The organism is Stenotrophomonas sp. SMYL41, assembly GCF_036319965.1.
In the GTDB taxonomy this organism is placed as follows: domain Bacteria; phylum Pseudomonadota; class Gammaproteobacteria; order Xanthomonadales; family Xanthomonadaceae; genus Stenotrophomonas; species Stenotrophomonas maltophilia_R.
The window spans coordinates 13631-29829 of sequence record NZ_JAWIRX010000001.1 but is presented as its reverse complement, the minus strand read 5'-3'; the positions used below and the strand labels follow the sequence as shown (position 1 = coordinate 29829).

The window sequence follows — 16199 nt, the reverse complement described above, 5'->3', positions numbered from 1 at the left end:
CTGCGGCGGCATCAATGCCGGTGATCGTGCGCGTGGTCATGGCCGTGTGCGGGTTCGTTGTCCGCGTGGCACAGGCTGCAGCCCTCGCTCCACTCGCTGTCGCCGTCCTCGTAATGTTCCTGCTTCCAGATCGGGCACTGGTGCTTCACCACCTCGATCAACTGCCGGCAGGCACGGAACGCTTCGTCACGGTGCGGGCTGCCTGCGGCCACCACCACCGCCACATCGCCAATGCCGAGCCGGCCCCTGGCGTGCGCCACGTACAGCTTCAGCTTCGGCCCGAACGTGGCCTCGACCTCCGCCGCCAGTCGCTTGAACTCGTTCAACACCAACGGTTCGAACAGATCGTAGGTGATCCCGGTCACGGGCCGGCCGATGTTGACGTCGCGCACCTTGCCGATGAACACATCGATGCCACCGAAACCCGCATCAGACACCGCCGCGATGCCCTCGGCCGGATCGATCGCTGCCTGCGCGCGGTCCACCACCTTGGCGATGATCTTCTCGCTCATCGCTCAGCCCCCGCTTACCGGCGGCAGGATCGCCACCCGGCCATCGTCGGGCAGCGCCTCGTGGTCACGCAGCACGCGTTGCTGGTCGGCGAACGCCGAATAATCCAGCAGGCCGGCACGGAAGTCCGGCCAACGCACCGGCAGCAGCTCGCGCAGCGCCTGGCGCAGGTCGGCCACGGTGCCACCGGCCACCTCCACCGCGATCTCGCGGCTGGCATCCAGATCGGAAAACGCACCGAACAACTGCAGATTCACCTGTTTCATCATGACTCCTGGCTCGCCAGCTGCACCGGGTCATGGTGACCCCAGCCCTGTACCCGCACCGGTGTGCCAGCGGTGGCCAGGTCGCCCTCGGCCTCCAGCACCACCCAGGCGTTGGCCTGCAGCATGGACATCAAACGGAATGACTCCTGCCCGGACAGCACGCGCGCACTCAGGCGCCCCTGACCGTCCACTTCCACTCGCGCCCGCGCATGGAAGCGCAGGCCCGGCGGCGTGCGCACGTCGGCCTGCAGCGGCAGCTGCAACACGGGTTCCGGTGCCAGCCCCAGCAGGCGGCGCAGCACCGGCTCGACGAAGAAGCGCTGGCCCACGGCGGCCGAGACCGGGTTGCCGGGCAGGCCGAAATACAGCGCGCCATTGGGCAGCACCGCGAACAACAGCGGCTTGCCCGGGCGGATCGCCACCTTGTGGAACACGATGCGAGCGCCACGACCACGCAGCGCATCGGGAACGAAATCGTAGCGGCCGGCCGACACCGCGCCGGTACTGATCAGCAGCTGCGCGCCGGCAGCCAGCGCGTCATCCAGCACCGCATTGAACGCGGCCACGTCATCGCCCACGGTGCCCTGCCAGACCACTTCGGCACCGGCGGCCTGCAGGCGGCCGACCAGGTACGGTCGGTTGCTGTCACGGATCTGGCCGGATTCCAGCGTCTGCGCCGCCTCGGTCACCAGCTCCTTGCCGGTGGCGATCACTGCCGCCTTCGGCCGCGCCACCACCGCCACCTCGCCCACGCCAATGGCATGCAGCAGGGTGCGCGCGTTGATGTCCAGTACCTGCCCGGCCTGCAGCACGCGCTCGCCGTCGCTCACATCCTGGCCGCGCAGCCGCACGTTCTGGCCCGGCTTCACCGTGCCCTTCAGGGCGATGCGGGTCGGGCGTCCATCTTCGCTGGCGAGGACCTCCACGTTCTCGACCGGCACCACCGTATCCAGCCCAACCGGCATGCGCGCGCCGGTCATGATTTCCCAGGCACCCTCGCCGCCTTCGGCACCGGCATCGCCGGCCGCCTGCCAGCCCTGCACGGCAAATTCGGTACCAGCTTCGAACGTCGCGCCGTTGGCGCGCAGCGCGAAGCCGTCCATCGCCGAATTGTCGAACGGCGGCAGCGACTGCCCACTGATGACGTCACTGGCCAGGATGCGACCAGCGACCTCATGCAGCGGCAGCTGCTCGGCCGGCAGCGGCGTGGCCGCGTCCAGCAGGTGCTGCAGGGCTTCGCTGTAGGCAATCATCAGTGGCCACCACCATCGACCATCGCCAGGGCGTGGCCCAGTACCGGCGCCAGGATGTCCAGGCACTGCGCCGCCGCCTTCGGGCTGCCCGGCAGTGCGAACACCAGCATGTTGCCCAGCTGCACCACCTCGGCGCGGCTCAGCCAGGCCATCGGCGTGTGCTGTGCGCTCAGTGCCCGCACCATCTGCGCCAGGCCATGCACCGGCCGTGCGTTCAAGGAACGCAGCGCCTCCGGGGTCAGGTCACGCGGGCCCAGCCCGGTACCGCCGGTGCACAGGCACAGGCGCACGCCATCGGCGGCCAACGCCTGCAGGCGGCCCGCCAATGGCTCGATGCCATCGGGCAACACCTCCGCAGCTACTACCTCACCGCCCAGCTTCTTCACGCCGCTCACCAGGGTCGGGCCAGACACATCTTCATAGGTGCCCTCGCTGGCGCGATCGCTCAGCGTGATCACCGCACAGGCCGCGCCCGCCAGCCCCTTCGGCGCACGCGGCTTGAAGCGCGCGCGCTCGGCATCGTCCATGCCGTCCGGGTGCAGCCATACACCGCGCTTGCCGCCTTCCTTGAACAGCAGGCGGATGCCTTCGATGCGCAGGGCCGGTTCCACCGGCTTGCTCAGGTCGTACAGGGTCAGCAGCGCCGCGTTGACGCCAGCCAGCGCCTCCATCTCCACGCCGGTGCGCGCTTCGCTCGCGCACTCGCACCACACGCGGATCGCCTGCCGTTCCGGCACCGGCGCGCAGAACACCTGCACCAGTTCCAGCGGCAGCGGGTGGCACAGCGGCATCAGCATCGAGGCCATCTTGGCGCCCTGCAGGCCGGCAATTTCGGCCATCACCAGCGCATCGCCCTTGGGCAGGCGGCGCTCGACGATCAGCGGATAGGCCACCGGGCCGGCATGCAGCTCGCCCACCGCCACCGCACGGCGGCGGGTGATGCGCTTGTCGCGGACATCGGCCATGTGGAAGGCCGCATTCAATTCCCCACTCATCGTGTTGCTCATCCTCCGATGGAGGCCAGGTGCGGGGTCAGCCCGGTCTGGCCCTGGTGCAGTCCATGCCCGGCCGCTTTCAGGCCAAGCTGTGTGGTGATGCGTGCCAGCAGCGCGTCGTGGTCGTCGTCGCTCTGCAGCAGCGGGCGCAGCGGTACGCCGAACTCGCCGAACAGGCACAGCCGAAGATCGCCCTTGGCGGTTACCCGCAGGCGGTTGCAGCCCTTGCAGAAGTCACGCGAATACGGGGCGATGATGCCGATGCTGCCGCGATGGTCAGGGTGGCCGAACTCCCGCGCTGGGCCAGCATCGGCCGCGCGCGGACGCTCGTGCCAGCCGGCGGCCAGCAGCTGCTCGATCACCAGGTCGGCGCGCAGGTGGTGGCGCTGGAAATAGGCTTCGTTGTCGCCGGTGCGCATCAGTTCGATGAAGCGCACGCTGAAGGGACGGTCGCGCAGGTAGTCCATCCACTGCGGCAACTCGTCGTCGTTCAGGCCGCGCAGCAGCACCGCGTTGAGCTTGATCGCCGGCAGGCCCAACGCCTGTGCCAAGGCCAGGCCCTGTTCGATCTCCGGCAGGCGGTCATGCCCGGTGATGGTCCTGAAGCGTTCGCGCTGCAGGCTGTCCATGCTCACGTTCAGCGCAGTCAGGCCGGCGCGGTGCCAGCCCGGCAGGCGCCGCGGCAGCAGGGTGCCGTTGGTGGTGATGGCCACCTTGCGGATGCCCGGCACTGCCGCCACGGTGGCGATGATCTCGTCCAGGTCCTTGCGCAGGCTGGGCTCGCCACCGGTCAGGCGGATCTTGCTCATGCCCAGCGCGGCAAACGCACGCACCAGGCGCGCGATTTCATCCACCTGCAGGAAGCGCGGGCGGCCATCGGCCTGGTAACCGTCGGGCAGGCAGTAACTGCAACGGAAGTTGCAGGCTTCGGTCAACGACAGGCGCAGGTACGGAAAGCTGCGTCCGAAACCGTCGGTGAGTTGGCTCATGGCTGGTCCACCTTGTTGCTCCACCGTCTTGCCTGTGCCCGGAACGGCCCGGAAACCCTCGTCTGCTGGAACGATTGCCAGAGTACGCGGCAGTCAGTTCCATGGGCATGACTTAAATCAATCGTCTTCGGCCCCGCGCGGCAGGCGTTGTGGCAGCATGCGGCTTTCCGTGCAGCGGGCGTGTGACAACCCTCATGATGATGAACGATTTCCAGCAGCTGCTGCACGCCGCAGGCCAGCAGGCTGAACCGCAACGCTTGCTGTTCGTATTCGTGCGCGCCGAGCTGCCCGAATCGCCCACCAGCGACCAGCGCGACCGGCATGACCGTCGCGAGGGCGGCACCCTCTCGCCGGTGCTGTGCGTGGACAAGCTGCCGGCCGAGGTGCCCAGCTTCCAGGCGCTGGCGGCCGAATCGACCACCACCGGCATCGACTGGGACCTGGTCTTCGTGGCGGCGCTGGACGGCCGCGCCGGTTTCGCGCCCAACAGCGACGAAGCCGCGCGCCCGCTGCAGCTGATGGTCAACGCCATCCATGACGGTCAGATCGGCCGCTTCGCCGCCTTCGACCGTGGCGGCGAGCCCGTTCAGTTCTATTGAGCCACCAGCTGCAGGGTCAGGAAGAAGATCACCAGCACGGTGTTCAGCCCCCAGGCGACGGTCAGCCCACGCGCGGCTACGCCCAGGTTGGGGTTGTGCGCGGTGGGCGCCGCCCGCCATACCGCCGGGATGATCCAGCCGGTATAGAGCAGCAGCACGGCAAATACCCCCAGCAGCAGCGTGGTGCGCTGGTTGGCCAGGGCCCAGAGGGCTACCGCCCACAGAATGTTGCTGGGAATGACGCCCTGCAGCCAGAACACACTCCAGAGGCGCGAACGGCCTTGGGTGTCGGGGGTTGGGTGCAGCGAAGCGGTCGCGGTCATAAGTCTCCTTCTGGTTAGGAAACGTGCTGAACAAGCCTGCGCTTGGTGGCTGGGAACGTCAACCCGAGTCGCACGTCACGCTTTGGCGCTGCTGGGGCCCGGCCAGGCTCGACTCAGGTTCCCTCCCCGCAGAGCCTGTCGCCATCGCCCCTCCCCACTCGCTCCCTCCCGCTTCCCAACCTCGACACCTGTCGCAGATTGCACGGTTCGGGCGGATCACCGCGCCAGCCCGCGCTGGCGGTGCTTAACAGCGTGGGAGAATGCCGAAAGCGTCTCCAATCGAACGATGTTTGCAACTCTTCTGATTGGCATTGCACAGCGCCAGGGGCTCAGATGGCGTGCCACCGGAAAAGGGTGGCCGGGCTTCGAACACCCGAGTTGATGTTGATGTATGCGCTTGCCAGCCGGCGTCACCTTAGCGTGGCGCCGGCTGGCAATCCGTCTGCCGGCTATGGCGGGCGGTGCGTGGGGGCCTTCGGGCCCGCCGGACTGACATCAACCCGGTGTTCGAACCACGTACCGTCCGCCACTTTTATGAGTGGTGGCCACCGATTGCCCTGCACGGAGCCTTGCCATGAACGAATCGGACTTCCCGCATCTGCACGCCTACCGCAGCACCGCCCACGACGACGGTTCGCCACAGGCTGTGCCCGCAGTGGACAGGAACACCTTCATTGCCAACCTCCATCGCATCGGCGTCGGTGCGGCGGCCGATGGCCAACCCTGGCGGGAGCGGCATCAGCTGCCCGGGCGCTGCCTGGCCCTGGCCGATGCCGATTGCGCGTTGAGCGGGTTGCGGGTAGTGCTGGAACTGCTGCTGGCGGCCGAACGCACCCGCCAGAACGGCGAACCCGAGCAGTACGTGGGCGACCGGGTGATGGAGGGGTTGGTCATGGCCTGTCAGTCGTTGTGCGCGCAGGCGGCGGGGCGGTTGCAGCCCGACGGGTGAACGCCAGGCGCAACGGCCTTCAGCGAGGAACGCTTTCAACAGGCGTCAATGCTCCCTGAAAGCGCTTCTCAGATCGACGCCGATGATCGGCGAGAAGTCCACCTTGCACAGTTCCAGCTCGAAGAGCTGATCGTGATTATCCAGGCACAGGGTGACTCTCACCGGCACGCCATCGGCATCGGCAAGCATTGCAGTAGCAATGTCACTACCGAAGAGCTGGGTCGTGCTGGACAGGAACACCACGCCCCCGAATCCGACGACCTCTACGTCCTCCACCTGGGCGAGCGCCAGATCCTTCAACAACCGTTCGGACAGCTCGGTCGTCTCAGGCAGCAGCCTGTGGATGAGAGAAACCTCGTCGGGGGTGAGGAATCTGGGCACGGGATGTCCTTCAGGGCACTGCACCCGCCATCGGCAGATGCTCGATCCGCCATGTCCTGGCGTAGATGAGAATGACGCTTCCGGTTGAGCTGGTCTCGATACGGAAACACTTCAGGCCGGACAGCGGATAGCCGACCGCCTTCCAACGATCAAGAAGATCGGCGAGTCCCGGCTCGTCATCGTCGACCCTGGCGAACTCTATTCCCTCTTCACCCAGTACGCCGAAGTTCATGAGCGCCGAGCACCCGTAGGCTTCCGAGAAGCAAACGGCTACCTGCTGGCCATCCGGCCAGCGCACCCGCACCCTTACCTCGTCGCATACGCCAGGATTGCTTCTGTCGATGTTGATGGCCAGCAACGTGGCATCACACCATTCCAGCGCGTTGAAATCTTCATTCATCTACTGGAATCCCTCAGACGCATACAACAGAACGACCGAATCCCCGCCGTCATCATTGCTGCGGCGGGTACGGGGAATTTCTTCAGCCTCGCAACGCTTTACTTCACACAAGACGCCTTCAAAGCGCGCCTAGCAAGGGCTGATCCAACATTGGCTGACACCAGCTGATCGACAAGTTGACAGGGGATCTTCCGTTCCCCGTGCATGGGGATGACAAACAGATCCTCATTGTCTCTCATTGTGTCCAACGCCACCCAAACCCTCGCTTGCGCGCCTATAGAGAACCCGGCGAGCAGATGCCCGCCCCCTTCTTCATAGATCAGGTCACCAACAGGCTCGCCTCTGTACTCCAGCTCTGCACTTTGCAAAGCGGCATAAACCGGCTTCTCACGCAGCTCGCCTCGATGGAGCCCCCGAAGGATCAATAGCGCCGTGCCTGCGAGAAGGATGAAAAGCAAGGCACAAATGGATCTCATGGACTGGATTTCCCGTCAAGCCCTCTGAACGTGGGAGAGCGCTCCCCACTGCGGACAATGTGCACTTTGTTTCGTTCGACAACCTCCGATGGTCGCCACCGCCAGGGGCTCCGCCCCCTCTCTCTCACCACTCCTGAAGCTCCCCAAGGTTGAGATCCCTGGCATATGACCGCCGACTACTGATCTGAACTTCCTTGGATGCGAACCTTCGACCGTCCCTGCATTCGACGGCGAATTGGTAGCTTCTGGGTTCCGGCCCTGCAACGACCATCATGGGGACCGAGAATGTGCTTCCAACCGGTTTCGACGAAACTACACCCTCGCCCTCCCCAAGCATGCTCAGCTCACAATCGAGAGCGCGAACGTTACCCTGACCTGGCGGCACGCTTCCCGAAACGCGCACGATCATATCGCCACCCGATATTGCACAGCCGACCAGAACCAGGCCGGCAATGACAGCTGCGGCACACCTCACCTTTGGCATCCCCGTATCCTCAGTAAGCACTGTTACGTCTCACGCCGATGGCCATTCAAGGATTTATCAATCTCATCAATAGATACCCGCCATGATACGAATATAGTCGTCGAGCGAGTCCACCCGCCGATCGACTGCAACACCACGTTTCTTAGCGAGCGATTGAAGCTCGAATATCAACACCCCATACCCCGAGTCCCAGCCATGATCTTCACCAGGCGACAGTTCCTCCGAGAATCGATCTTCAGGACGTAGCTTCCCGGAAGGCAATCGAAGCTCATCTGCAACGTGCTCCAGCAGTTCCACTACGGTTTCCTGATCCAGGCCACTCCTCGTATAATATTGGTCGTAAAAGCCAGTTGGCGACAGCGCCTCTCTTTCTCTCAGTTTGTCTTTCATTTCCATTGACCTCTATCCACCGCCGGCGCTGCAGCCACCATAGACCATGGGGCGATATCCCAGAACCCCTCCCACACACGACGCTCGGCCGGAAATTGCCGAATCAGGTGCCGGAAAAGGAGGCTGCCAAGTGCCACTCACGCATTCGCCTACCAGGCGTGACCATCCGGCCATCTATAGTTCTATTCCGCTGTAAACAAGGCCCAGCTCTTCATCGCGCATGACCCAGCGACCAACATTACCCTCCGGACACAGATAGAACTTGCCGCCATAGCTTGACGCTCGCGACCACGCGTTGCGGGCAAACTGAGGAAATCTCCGCATGAATCGCGCGTCGGACATCTCCGGCCTGCTCACTAGCCTGCAGTCTTCGGGCAAAGCAAGAACCCCACTGGTCAGGCGGAAAACCAGCCACGATTCATTTGTGTCCATGTCGTGCGACTCGCGTATGTTGACTGCGTCCTCAGGCAACCATGAAGGCAACCACTTCGATTCACCGATTGCTTGCCTTGAGACGGCTTGGTTGCGGTCTGCATACTCGGTGCTGGCAACTTCCATGCAACCAGAAAGTGCGATTGACAGCGTCACGATTGGGAGCAGCTTGGCAGCGTGCATTTGAGGCGTCCGAGTCATCAGTAGGAGAAGTTACCACCGCGGCGATAGCTCCCGCACATCTGCGAGCAACTCCCCGTACGGCTCATTTGTCCAGATGATCGTCCGAGGCGATTTGCCAGCTGATCCGCAGCGGAGTCAGCGGCAGAGTCGCCCTTGATGTTTTGATCGAGCCACTCGCGCGAGTCACCTGCTGGCCGGGAAAGCGCAGGCCGAGTTCAAACACCACTCCATCGTCTTGCGGATCAGCATTCGGGATCCAGTCACCGAACACCTCGCTCTTGTTGCGCCACTCCCAAGCCCAGACCTCGGACGACCGATCGATCACCACTCGAGGCTCACCCGGATGACACTCAGTGAGCACAGTTCCCCACTTAGCAGGCCAATTGCGCAGGGGCGCTGGCCCGATGCGTGAGCATCAGGGGCAGCGCCGAAGTCAAGGGCGGTCCGTACTGACGGAGACAGAGCCGTCTTCCCTCAGCCAGACGTTCACATAGGTATCTGGGGGAGGTATCCGATTGATCGACGCCCCTACAGGAAGGATCTCCCAACTGGTGATCGAGCCGCAAACTGTTTTATGGATCAACCTGCGACTGTCCACCCCCCGTCTGACCAGTTCGGCAACAACCACTTCTGGAGGCTGGCGATCAAAGCCTTTGTAGACAGTGCAAGTCTTTCCCGTCTGACCCATGGGGTACGTTGAACCCTCCACCTCATCCCGGCACCCCAGCTGGCCCAGAACAAGCGAGAGGATGGCTAGTATCCGAATGCATCGCATTGCCTGTCGCTCCTTTCCTTTACTGCCCTGCTGTAAGCCTTGTCTACTGCGGCGCCTCCGAGTCCGCCGTCGCGCAGCCGAGTTGCACAGATCATCTGCTCTTGATATGCACGACACTCAAGCTCATTGGCCAGCTGCCGATGCTCGATCCCATCATATTCCCAGTCCTTTGGGAATGCGCTTGCACCTTTAGGCCTAGCCACGCAGGCATTAGGAACCCTCTTTTCCAATAACGCCTTATGGTTTCGCTTCGACGTCCTCTTTCAAACACCGCAGATCAAACGCTCTCATGCTATGCCACGGGCCTTCCTGGAGGGCTGAGGAGCTTCACGTTTCATGTTTCATGTCTCACACATTAAGAATCCGACGGATCACCGGGAAGTCGATCAGCAGGTTCTCGCCGAGCACCCTCGCAAGATCCTGCAATCGAACAGAGAAACAGTCACACCTCGGTATCGTTCGACTACAACTTCCACGACGATGGAGTGAAGACCAACTGGGGCAAGGAGATGTGGCAGCTGGTCCGCACCGAGCGGGGCTGGAAGATCTTCTCGGTGATCTACTCGATGCGTGATTCACGCAGCCCGGCCGAATGAGTGATCTGCCAGACTGAAGCCCACCGTTTACCCACGCCAGCCAGACCCCGATGACACGGATTGCCGACCTCAACGCCGACCAGCTCGCCCACCACGCGCTCAACATCTTCATCGCCCAGGGCCGCCATGTGGAAGGCGCCCGCGTGATCTACCGGGCGCTGCAACTGGACCCGCATCATCCCGGTGCGCTGCGCTGCCTGAGCGATTTCCTGGCCCACGAGGGCACCGAGCCCTTCGCGGCAGCCACGCTGGAGCACGCTCTGTCCGGCGCAGTTCCGTTGACAGACGATGCACGCCGGATGCTGGATGACCTGCGCTTCCTCGACATCTGGTCCTGGGGGTTTTCGCGGCACGTCTCCGGCGAAGCCAACCTCAGCGGCGACGCCTTCCAGCAGCGCGAGGACTTCGTCTTCGATGGCCCGGCCTATGCGGCCTTCCTCAACACGGTCACCGAGCCGGCCGGTTCGTTGCAGGGCGCCTTCCAGGCCGCCGTCCGCATCTGCGGGTTGATGTCCGGCCTGCTGCGTCATGCGGAGAAGGGCAATCCTGCCTTCGATGATGTACTGCGATCCTCCGACTTCGTGGAGACCGAGGCGTACCCGGCATGGCTGGCCTCGCCGACGGATGATCTGGATGCCCTCGACCAGGCCATCCAGGCGCAGCGCCAGGCCGGCTGAAGGAAAATCCAACGGGCGTCCGACGCTTTCCCGACGCCCGCCTGCACATCCTGTCGTGAGGTCAATTCATGGCAGGAGCGGCATGCAGCCACCTCACCCCAGGGACAGCGGCAAGTACCCGCACGGCAAGACCGGGCTTGCCCGCATCTTCCATACGCTGATCCATTCGCGCGATGGCTTCATCGCCACGTTCCGTGGCGAAGCGGCCTTCCGGCAGCTGTTGCTGCTGCATGCGCTGCTGATCGCCACCGCCTTCCTGCTGGACATCAGCCACGTCGAACGTGCTGTGGTGCTGGCGGTCTGCTTCATCAGCCTGCTGGTGGAGCTGCTCAATTCGGCCATCGAAGCGGTGGTCGACCGCATCTCGCTTGACCACCACCCACTGTCCAAGAACGCCAAGGACATGGGCAGCGCCGCACAGACCACCGCACTGCTGATGGTCGGCACGGTGTGGGGCGTGATCCTGCTGGGCTAGGTCACGCCTGAGCCGCCGGGCAGGGCCCGGCGCTACCTCGTGTTGCTGCGTTACTGCGCCGCCAGGGCGAAATCCAGACCCGCGCACACCGCCGCCACCTGGGCGTCGTTGCATTCCTGCGGGTTGGTGCGCGGGCTGTCCGGGTAGACCTCGGTGGTGGTGGCAAAGCGCGCGTCGGTGAAGCCGGCGCAGGCGCCGATCGAGCGCGATTCGCCCCAGACCACGCCCGGCGACTGCAGCGGCAAGCCGACCAGGTTGCCTTCGGCGTCGGCCGGAGCGATGTGGGTGACCGGGGCAACGGCGGTGATCAATGCCTTCTGGAACTCGGCCTGCGGGTCTTCGCTGTTGCCGATCACGTAGAAGCCATCCGGAATGGTGTCGCGCTCGAACGGCTTGCCGTCGCGGGCGCAGCGCGCCGGATCGAACTCGTGCAGGTCGCTGTCGGTGGTCTCGTGCAGGTCCAGGTGCACCAGCAGGTTCGGCTTGCGCTCGGCCACCCAGCGCATCAGCGCGGCGGCTTCCTCGATCTGGCCGCCGTCACGGAAGCTGCGGTTCGGGTCGATGGCATCGGGATTCCAGCGCTGGATGCGCTCGTAGCCCCACGGGCTGACGCACGGTGCCACGATCAGGTTCAACCGGCCCAGGTAACGCTCGGCCTGCTGTTCCAGGAACTGCAGGGCGCCATGCACGCCGCTGGTCTCGTAGCCATGCACGCCGCCGGTGATCAGCGCGGTCGGCAGCGCCGGGTTCCAGTCGTGGTTGACCACGGCGAACAGCGGGTAATGGTCCGGCGCATAGTCTAACTGGCCATACTGGATCACATCGAAGCTGTCGTCCAGGCGCTCAAGGGCGGCCACTACATCGTCGTGGTAGCTGCGCTGGCGCTGCTGGCGGGCCCGCCACTGTGCGCGTTCCGCGTCGCCCCAAGGCTGTCCGGGGGTGCCGATCGGGTAGAACTGCGCAACAGTCATTGGGTACTCCAGGGGTCGAACGGATGGGTGCAGCCGGACATTCTAAGCCCTGTCGCGCCTGCGGGTGCCCTCCCCCCGGCCCCGCCTTCATCCAGGCCGGGTCATCTGGTTGTAAAATCAACGGTTTTTGGCCCCTCACTCCTTGATGGCGAAAGCAGCGCAGCCGGTCCTGGGTGGACCGGAATTCCTCCGCCTGCTCGCCCGTCTCAGCGACGGCGCGATGCCGGCCAGCAGTCCCGCCCTGACCGATCGCCTCGGCCAGTGGGTGGACTGGAGCCGTGCCGTGGCCCTGTCCGGCGCGCTCGGCGGACGCCTGCCCGAGCCGGGTGAGGCCGCCGAAGCGGCCGAGGATGTGCTGGACGACTGCGCGCAGGCTCATGCCAGCCTGCTGGCCTCGATCCGTGAAGATGCCGAGGCCGAACGCCTGCTCGACTTGGCCGAAGCCGCCGCCGCACCCAATTTCGCCTCGCTGCGCCAGCGCTACCGGGTGCTGCAGCAGGCCATCCAGACCGCCACCGGGCGCCTGCGCGGCCGCCTGCGCGACCAGCTGGTGCAGGTTTCACCCGAGCTGGCACGGCTGGCCGAGGTCGACGCAGTGATGGAGCAGACCCTCACCCCGCGCGAGCACAGCCTGCTGGCCACTGCGCCGGCGGTGCTCGGCGCCCGTTTTGAACGCGTGCACGGCCAGCCCGGTTGGCGCGCGGCCTTCCGCCATGACATGCGCACACTGCTGCTCGCCGAGCTGCAGCTGCGCTTCCACCCGATCGAAGGGCTGCAAGACGCCCTGCGCTCCCACTGACCGGAACACCATGTCCAGAACTGCTTTCCATGTCGTTGTCTTCCTTGTCGGCCTGCTGGCCGTGTGCTGGATAGGCATTGGCTACGTTTCGGTGCATCCGCTGGGTGCAGCGGTGGCGGCGATCATCGCGGCCTGCTACATCGCCGGTGGCGTGGAGCTGTACCGCTACCGCCAGGCCAGCAACGGCCTGCGCAGCGCACTGAGTGACCTGTCCAGCGCGAAGGAGAGCCTTGCCCCCTGGCTGGAACGCGTGCCGGTGGGCCTGCGCAACGCGGTGCGCCTGCGCGTGGAAGGCGAGCGCACCGCCCTGCCCGCGCCGGTGCTGACCCCGTACCTGGTTGGCCTGTTGGTGCTGCTGGGCATGCTCGGCACCCTGCTGGGCATGATGGACACCCTGCGTGGCACCGGCCTGGCCCTGCAGAGCGCGACCGACATGGCCGCCATCCGCGGCTCGCTGGCGTCGCCGGTCCAAGGCCTGGCGGTGGCATTCGGCACCTCGATCGCCGGTGTGGCCAGCTCGGCCATGCTCGGCCTGCTGGCCGCGCTGCTGCGCCGTGACCGCCTGCAGGCCGTGCAGCAGCTGGACCGTGCCATTGCCGGCGACCTGCACCCGTACTCCCAGGCGTGGCAGCGCGCTGAATCGCTGCGCCTGCTGCAGGCACAGTCCGCCGCGCTGCCGGCGCTGGTCGACCGCCTGCAGGCGATGACCAGCACCTTCGAACAGCACAGTGCGGTCGCCAATGAGCGCCTGCTGGCCGGCCAGGCCGAGTTCCTGGCCCAGAGCCAGGCGCTGCAGGAACGCCTGGCCATCTCGCTGCAGCAGTCGCTGCGCGAAGGTGCCGAGGCCAGCGCTGCTGCCATCGGTGGCGCGCTGCAGCCGATGGCCGAAACCACCCTGGCTGGCCTGGCCCGTCACGGCGAAGCACTGCACACCCGTGTCGAGCAGGCGGTGCAGCAGCAGTTGTCTGGCCTGAGCGACGGTTTCGAGCGCAGCCGCGTCGCCACCGAGGCCAGCTGGGCCAAGGTGGTGAGCGAGCAGACCCAGGCACAACAGGCGCTGGTGAGTGATCTGCGCCAGCACCTGCAGGCCTTCAGCGATGGCCAGGGCACGCACGCCGAAGCACTGGTCGCGCGCATCGGCGAGCGCCTGCAGGCCGATGCCAGCTGCAATGCCGAGGCCTGGCGCGCCGCCGCCGAACAGCAGCAGGCACTGAATACCGCGCTGGTCGAACGCCAGCAGCAGGCGTTGCTGGCCGCCAGCGAGCATCTGGATGCGCGTGCGCAGGCGCTGCTGCAGGCACTGGAACAACACCACAGCGCCAGCCAGGCGCTGCTGCAGGATCACGAACTGCAGCGTTCGCAGCAGTGGCAGGCCGCGCAGGCCGCCGCCGCGACCGCGCACGCCGAACTGCAGGCCAGCCTGGACAGCCGCGAGCAGCAGCGCCAGGCGCGCTGGGACGCGGTCAGTGCCGAACTGCAGCAGGCCCACGCCGCGCTGCAGGCCCAGCTGCAGGCCAGCGACGAGCAGCGCCTGCAGCGCTGGAGCGATGCCCTGCAGCACGTTTCCACCGATCTGGCCGAGCGCCTGCAGGCCAACGGCGAACGCCTGGCCGCGCAGCAGCAGCAGGTCTGCGACACGCTGGCGGCAACCGCGCAGCAGATCGGCGAGAACGGTCGCGCCCAGGCCAGCGCCACGCTGGCCGAAGTGTCCACCCTGCTGCAGACGGCCGCCGCTGCGCCGAAGGCCGCCGCCGACGTCATCAACGAGCTGCGCAGCACGCTGTCCGAGAGCCTGGTGCGCGACAACGCGATGCTGGAAGAGCGCGGCCGCCTGCTGGCCACCGTGCAGACCCTGCTGGATGCAATCAACCACGCTTCGCACGAGCAGCGCACCGCGGTGGACGCCCTGGTCGGCGGTTCGGCTGAGCTGCTGGAACGCGTCGGCAATCGCTTCACCGACCATATCGCCGCCGAGACCGGCAAGCTGGATGGCATTGCCGCAGCGCTCAGCGGCAGCGCCGGCGACGTCGGCCAGCTGGCTGGCGCCTTCGGTGAGGCGGTCGCGCAATTCGGCAGCGCCTCCACCGAACTGTCCAGCCGCCTGGAACAGATCGGCGGCGCGCTGGATGCCTCGCTGGCCCGCAGCGACGAACAGCTGGCCTACTACGTGGCACAGGCGCGCGAGGTGGTCGACCTCAGCCTGCTGTCGCAGAAGCAGGTGATGGAAGAACTGCAGCAGCTGGCTGCGCGCCGCGCCAAGGCCGGCAGCGCATGAGCGACGAGTTGGAGGTCGATGGCGGTTCGCACGCCCCGATCTGGGCCGCCTTCGGCGACCTGATGTCGGTGCTGCTGGGTGCGTTCGTGCTGATACTGGTCGGTGTGGTCGCCGTGCAGCTGGAGCTGTCGCAGCGGCTGGACCAGGAAGTGAAGCAGCGCCAGGCCGAGGCCAAGCGCCTGCAGACCCTGGAACAGGCGCTGGCTGGCCCGTTGGCCGCCGGTCGCGTGACCCTGGTCGACGGCCGCATCGGCATCAGTGGCAGCGTGTTGTTCGCGCTGAACTCCGACCAGCTGCAGCCGGAAGGCCAGGAGCTGCTGCGCAGCCTGGCCGCACCGCTGGCCGCCTACCTGGGCACGCGCGAAGAGATCCTGATGGTCAGCGGCTTCACCGATGACGCACCGGTGCGCGAAGGCAACCGCCGCTTCGCCGACAACTGGGAGCTGTCCGCGCAGCGTTCGCTGACCGTGACCCGCACCCTGATCGCCGACGGCGTGCCGGCCGACGCAGTATTTGCCGCCGCGTTCGGCAGCGAGCAGCCGGTCAGCTCCAATGCCAGCGAAGACGGCCGTGCACGCAACCGGCGCGTGGAAATCGCACCGATTCCCAAGCCCAAGGCCACCGATGCCAAGTAAGCCGCCCGCGCTGGAGGGTCTGCGCGCACTGGTGCGCGACCTCGATGCGGGGTCGCGCTCGCTGCCGCACTATCCCCAAGTGCCGATGCTGCAGCAGGTGCAGCGCGAGTGGTCGGAACTGCGCAGCGAACTGCAGGTGCGCCGCTCGTTGCGCACCGAAGCGCCCGCCGACGGCGGCCCGCTGAACTCGGCGGTGCTGGTGCAGCGCATGCTGGACACGATGCAGGCGACCAGCCCCGGCTACCTGCGCCACTTCATCGACTATGTAGACACTCTGTCCTGGCTGCAGGCGCTGCAGGATGGTGCGGCCAGCGGCGGCGATGCCACGAAGCCGAAGCGCACGCGCAAGCCGCGCTGAACACCGAT

Annotated in this window: 20 protein-coding genes and 1 pseudogene; 9 read left to right on the top strand and 12 right to left on the bottom strand. The window is 65.8% G+C overall.

What is annotated here, in order from left to right; translation table 11 throughout:
* Window positions 1-11: 11 nt before the first annotated feature.
* The 5 genes from V3B30_RS00160 to moaA are packed head-to-tail and all read right to left on the bottom strand — an operon-like array spanning window position 12 to window position 4013.
* Window positions 12-512: a molybdenum cofactor biosynthesis protein MoaE gene (locus V3B30_RS00160; RefSeq protein ID WP_049439038.1), complete on the bottom strand. Its 501-nt coding sequence runs from the start codon at window positions 510-512 to the stop codon at window positions 12-14.
* A gap of 3 nt (window positions 513-515) precedes the next feature.
* Window positions 516-776, bottom strand: a complete 261-nt coding sequence (locus V3B30_RS00155) for a MoaD/ThiS family protein (protein WP_049423015.1) — start codon at window positions 774-776, stop codon at window positions 516-518.
* Entirely contained in the window at window positions 776-2029 is a 1254-nt protein-coding gene (glp, locus tag V3B30_RS00150; protein ID WP_262082399.1) for a gephyrin-like molybdotransferase Glp, read from the bottom strand. Before glp ends, V3B30_RS00155 begins: the two co-directional genes overlap by 1 nt.
* The gene (moaCB, locus tag V3B30_RS00145) at window positions 2029-3024 is read right to left on the bottom strand and encodes a bifunctional molybdenum cofactor biosynthesis protein MoaC/MoaB (RefSeq protein ID WP_262082398.1); all 996 of its coding nucleotides are present in this window, start codon (window positions 3022-3024) and stop codon (window positions 2029-2031) included. The genes glp and moaCB overlap by 1 nt, the downstream gene beginning before the upstream one ends.
* Window positions 3025-3032: 8 nt before the next feature.
* Entirely contained in the window at window positions 3033-4013 is a 981-nt protein-coding gene (moaA, locus tag V3B30_RS00140) for a GTP 3',8-cyclase MoaA (protein WP_075677992.1), read from the bottom strand.
* Window positions 4014-4207: 194 nt separating this feature from the next.
* Between moaA and V3B30_RS00135 the strand changes: the two genes are divergently transcribed.
* Window positions 4208-4612, top strand: coding sequence for a ribonucleotide reductase subunit alpha (locus tag V3B30_RS00135; protein WP_188485049.1), 405 nt, complete (start codon window positions 4208-4210; stop codon window positions 4610-4612).
* On the opposite strand, the gene V3B30_RS00130 is transcribed toward V3B30_RS00135, so the two are convergent.
* A complete protein-coding gene (locus V3B30_RS00130) occupies window positions 4606-4935 on the bottom strand; it encodes a hypothetical protein (RefSeq protein ID WP_005416862.1) in 330 nt (109 codons plus the stop codon). The two genes, V3B30_RS00135 and V3B30_RS00130, sit on opposite strands and share 7 nt — an antisense overlap.
* A 574-nt stretch (window positions 4936-5509) precedes the next feature.
* Between V3B30_RS00130 and V3B30_RS00125 the strand changes: the two genes are divergently transcribed.
* Window positions 5510-5884 (top strand): hypothetical protein, encoded by a 375-nt coding sequence (locus tag V3B30_RS00125; protein WP_262082397.1) that lies wholly within the window; start codon window positions 5510-5512, stop codon window positions 5882-5884.
* Window positions 5885-5929: 45 nt separating this feature from the next.
* On the opposite strand, the gene V3B30_RS00120 is transcribed toward V3B30_RS00125, so the two are convergent.
* The 5 genes from V3B30_RS00120 to V3B30_RS00100 all read right to left on the bottom strand — a co-directional run bounded on the left by V3B30_RS00120 (window position 5930) and on the right by V3B30_RS00100 (window position 8958).
* The gene (locus V3B30_RS00120) at window positions 5930-6265 is read right to left on the bottom strand and encodes a hypothetical protein (RefSeq protein ID WP_262082396.1); all 336 of its coding nucleotides are present in this window, start codon (window positions 6263-6265) and stop codon (window positions 5930-5932) included.
* A gap of 10 nt (window positions 6266-6275) precedes the next feature.
* On the bottom strand, window positions 6276-6665 hold the full coding sequence (locus V3B30_RS00115) for a hypothetical protein (RefSeq protein WP_262082395.1): 390 nt from the start codon (window positions 6663-6665) through the stop codon (window positions 6276-6278).
* A 1026-nt stretch (window positions 6666-7691) separates the two neighbouring features.
* Complete coding sequence (locus V3B30_RS00110) at window positions 7692-8015, bottom strand: hypothetical protein (RefSeq protein WP_262082394.1); 324 nt, start codon at window positions 8013-8015, stop codon at window positions 7692-7694.
* Window positions 8016-8189: 174 nt separating this feature from the next.
* Window positions 8190-8630, bottom strand: a complete 441-nt coding sequence (locus V3B30_RS00105) for a hypothetical protein (RefSeq protein ID WP_262082393.1) — start codon at window positions 8628-8630, stop codon at window positions 8190-8192.
* 82 nt (window positions 8631-8712) lie between these two features.
* Window positions 8713-8958 carry a hypothetical protein gene (locus V3B30_RS00100; RefSeq protein ID WP_262082392.1) on the bottom strand — a complete coding sequence of 82 codons (246 nt, stop codon included), beginning with the start codon at window positions 8956-8958 and terminating at the stop codon, window positions 8713-8715.
* 896 nt (window positions 8959-9854) lie between these two features.
* Between V3B30_RS00100 and V3B30_RS00095 the strand changes: the two are divergent.
* From V3B30_RS00095 to V3B30_RS00085, 3 genes and pseudogenes are all read left to right on the top strand, one after another.
* Window positions 9855-10001: pseudogene (locus tag V3B30_RS00095) on the top strand (nuclear transport factor 2 family protein); the annotation flags it as partial.
* A gap of 50 nt (window positions 10002-10051) precedes the next feature.
* Window positions 10052-10678: a hypothetical protein gene (locus V3B30_RS00090; protein WP_262082391.1), complete on the top strand. Its 627-nt coding sequence runs from the start codon at window positions 10052-10054 to the stop codon at window positions 10676-10678.
* Window positions 10679-10760: 82 nt separating this feature from the next.
* Window positions 10761-11153 carry a diacylglycerol kinase gene (locus tag V3B30_RS00085; protein WP_262082390.1) on the top strand — a complete coding sequence of 131 codons (393 nt, stop codon included), beginning with the start codon at window positions 10761-10763 and terminating at the stop codon, window positions 11151-11153.
* 50 nt (window positions 11154-11203) lie between these two features.
* Here the strand turns inward: V3B30_RS00085 and V3B30_RS00080 are convergent, their stop codons facing one another.
* Window positions 11204-12124, bottom strand: coding sequence for a M14 family metallocarboxypeptidase (locus V3B30_RS00080; RefSeq protein ID WP_014037468.1), 921 nt, complete (start codon window positions 12122-12124; stop codon window positions 11204-11206).
* 145 nt (window positions 12125-12269) lie between these two features.
* Between V3B30_RS00080 and V3B30_RS00075 the strand changes: the two genes are divergently transcribed.
* From V3B30_RS00075 to V3B30_RS00060, 4 genes are read left to right on the top strand one after another with little or no spacing between them, the layout of a single operon-like run.
* Window positions 12270-12923 (top strand): DUF3348 domain-containing protein, encoded by a 654-nt coding sequence (locus V3B30_RS00075; RefSeq protein WP_262082389.1) that lies wholly within the window; start codon window positions 12270-12272, stop codon window positions 12921-12923.
* 10 nt (window positions 12924-12933) lie between these two features.
* Window positions 12934-15198, top strand: coding sequence for a DUF802 domain-containing protein (locus V3B30_RS00070; protein ID WP_262082388.1), 2265 nt, complete (start codon window positions 12934-12936; stop codon window positions 15196-15198).
* Complete coding sequence (locus tag V3B30_RS00065; protein WP_032129979.1) at window positions 15195-15833, top strand: OmpA family protein; 639 nt, start codon at window positions 15195-15197, stop codon at window positions 15831-15833. The genes V3B30_RS00070 and V3B30_RS00065 overlap by 4 nt, the downstream gene beginning before the upstream one ends.
* Window positions 15751-16191 carry a DUF2894 domain-containing protein gene (locus V3B30_RS00060; protein ID WP_329809544.1) on the top strand — a complete coding sequence of 147 codons (441 nt, stop codon included), beginning with the start codon at window positions 15751-15753 and terminating at the stop codon, window positions 16189-16191. Before V3B30_RS00065 ends, V3B30_RS00060 begins: the two co-directional genes overlap by 83 nt.
* Window positions 16192-16199 lie beyond the last annotated feature (8 nt).

Coding starts and splice junctions, on each gene's coding strand:
- V3B30_RS00160 (WP_049439038.1), bottom strand. CDS start 512: ATGAGCGAGAAGATCATCGCCAAGGTGGTGGACCGCGCGCAGGCAGCG.
- V3B30_RS00155 (WP_049423015.1), bottom strand. CDS start 776: ATGAAACAGGTGAATCTGCAGTTGTTCGGTGCGTTTTCCGATCTGGAT.
- glp (WP_262082399.1), bottom strand. CDS start 2,029: ATGATTGCCTACAGCGAAGCCCTGCAGCACCTGCTGGACGCGGCCACG.
- moaCB (WP_262082398.1), bottom strand. CDS start 3,024: ATGAGTGGGGAATTGAATGCGGCCTTCCACATGGCCGATGTCCGCGAC.
- moaA (WP_075677992.1), bottom strand. CDS start 4,013: ATGAGCCAACTCACCGACGGTTTCGGACGCAGCTTTCCGTACCTGCGC.
- V3B30_RS00135 (WP_188485049.1), top strand. CDS start 4,208: ATGATGATGAACGATTTCCAGCAGCTGCTGCACGCCGCAGGCCAGCAG.
- V3B30_RS00130 (WP_005416862.1), bottom strand. CDS start 4,935: ATGACCGCGACCGCTTCGCTGCACCCAACCCCCGACACCCAAGGCCGT.
- V3B30_RS00125 (WP_262082397.1), top strand. CDS start 5,510: ATGAACGAATCGGACTTCCCGCATCTGCACGCCTACCGCAGCACCGCC.
- V3B30_RS00115 (WP_262082395.1), bottom strand. CDS start 6,665: ATGAATGAAGATTTCAACGCGCTGGAATGGTGTGATGCCACGTTGCTG.
- V3B30_RS00110 (WP_262082394.1), bottom strand. CDS start 8,015: ATGAAAGACAAACTGAGAGAAAGAGAGGCGCTGTCGCCAACTGGCTTT.
- V3B30_RS00105 (WP_262082393.1), bottom strand. CDS start 8,630: ATGCACGCTGCCAAGCTGCTCCCAATCGTGACGCTGTCAATCGCACTT.
- V3B30_RS00090 (WP_262082391.1), top strand. CDS start 10,052: ATGACACGGATTGCCGACCTCAACGCCGACCAGCTCGCCCACCACGCG.
- V3B30_RS00085 (WP_262082390.1), top strand. CDS start 10,761: ATGCAGCCACCTCACCCCAGGGACAGCGGCAAGTACCCGCACGGCAAG.
- V3B30_RS00080 (WP_014037468.1), bottom strand. CDS start 12,124: ATGACTGTTGCGCAGTTCTACCCGATCGGCACCCCCGGACAGCCTTGG.
- V3B30_RS00075 (WP_262082389.1), top strand. CDS start 12,270: ATGGCGAAAGCAGCGCAGCCGGTCCTGGGTGGACCGGAATTCCTCCGC.
- V3B30_RS00070 (WP_262082388.1), top strand. CDS start 12,934: ATGTCCAGAACTGCTTTCCATGTCGTTGTCTTCCTTGTCGGCCTGCTG.
- V3B30_RS00065 (WP_032129979.1), top strand. CDS start 15,195: ATGAGCGACGAGTTGGAGGTCGATGGCGGTTCGCACGCCCCGATCTGG.
- V3B30_RS00060 (WP_329809544.1), top strand. CDS start 15,751: ATGCCAGCGAAGACGGCCGTGCACGCAACCGGCGCGTGGAAATCGCAC.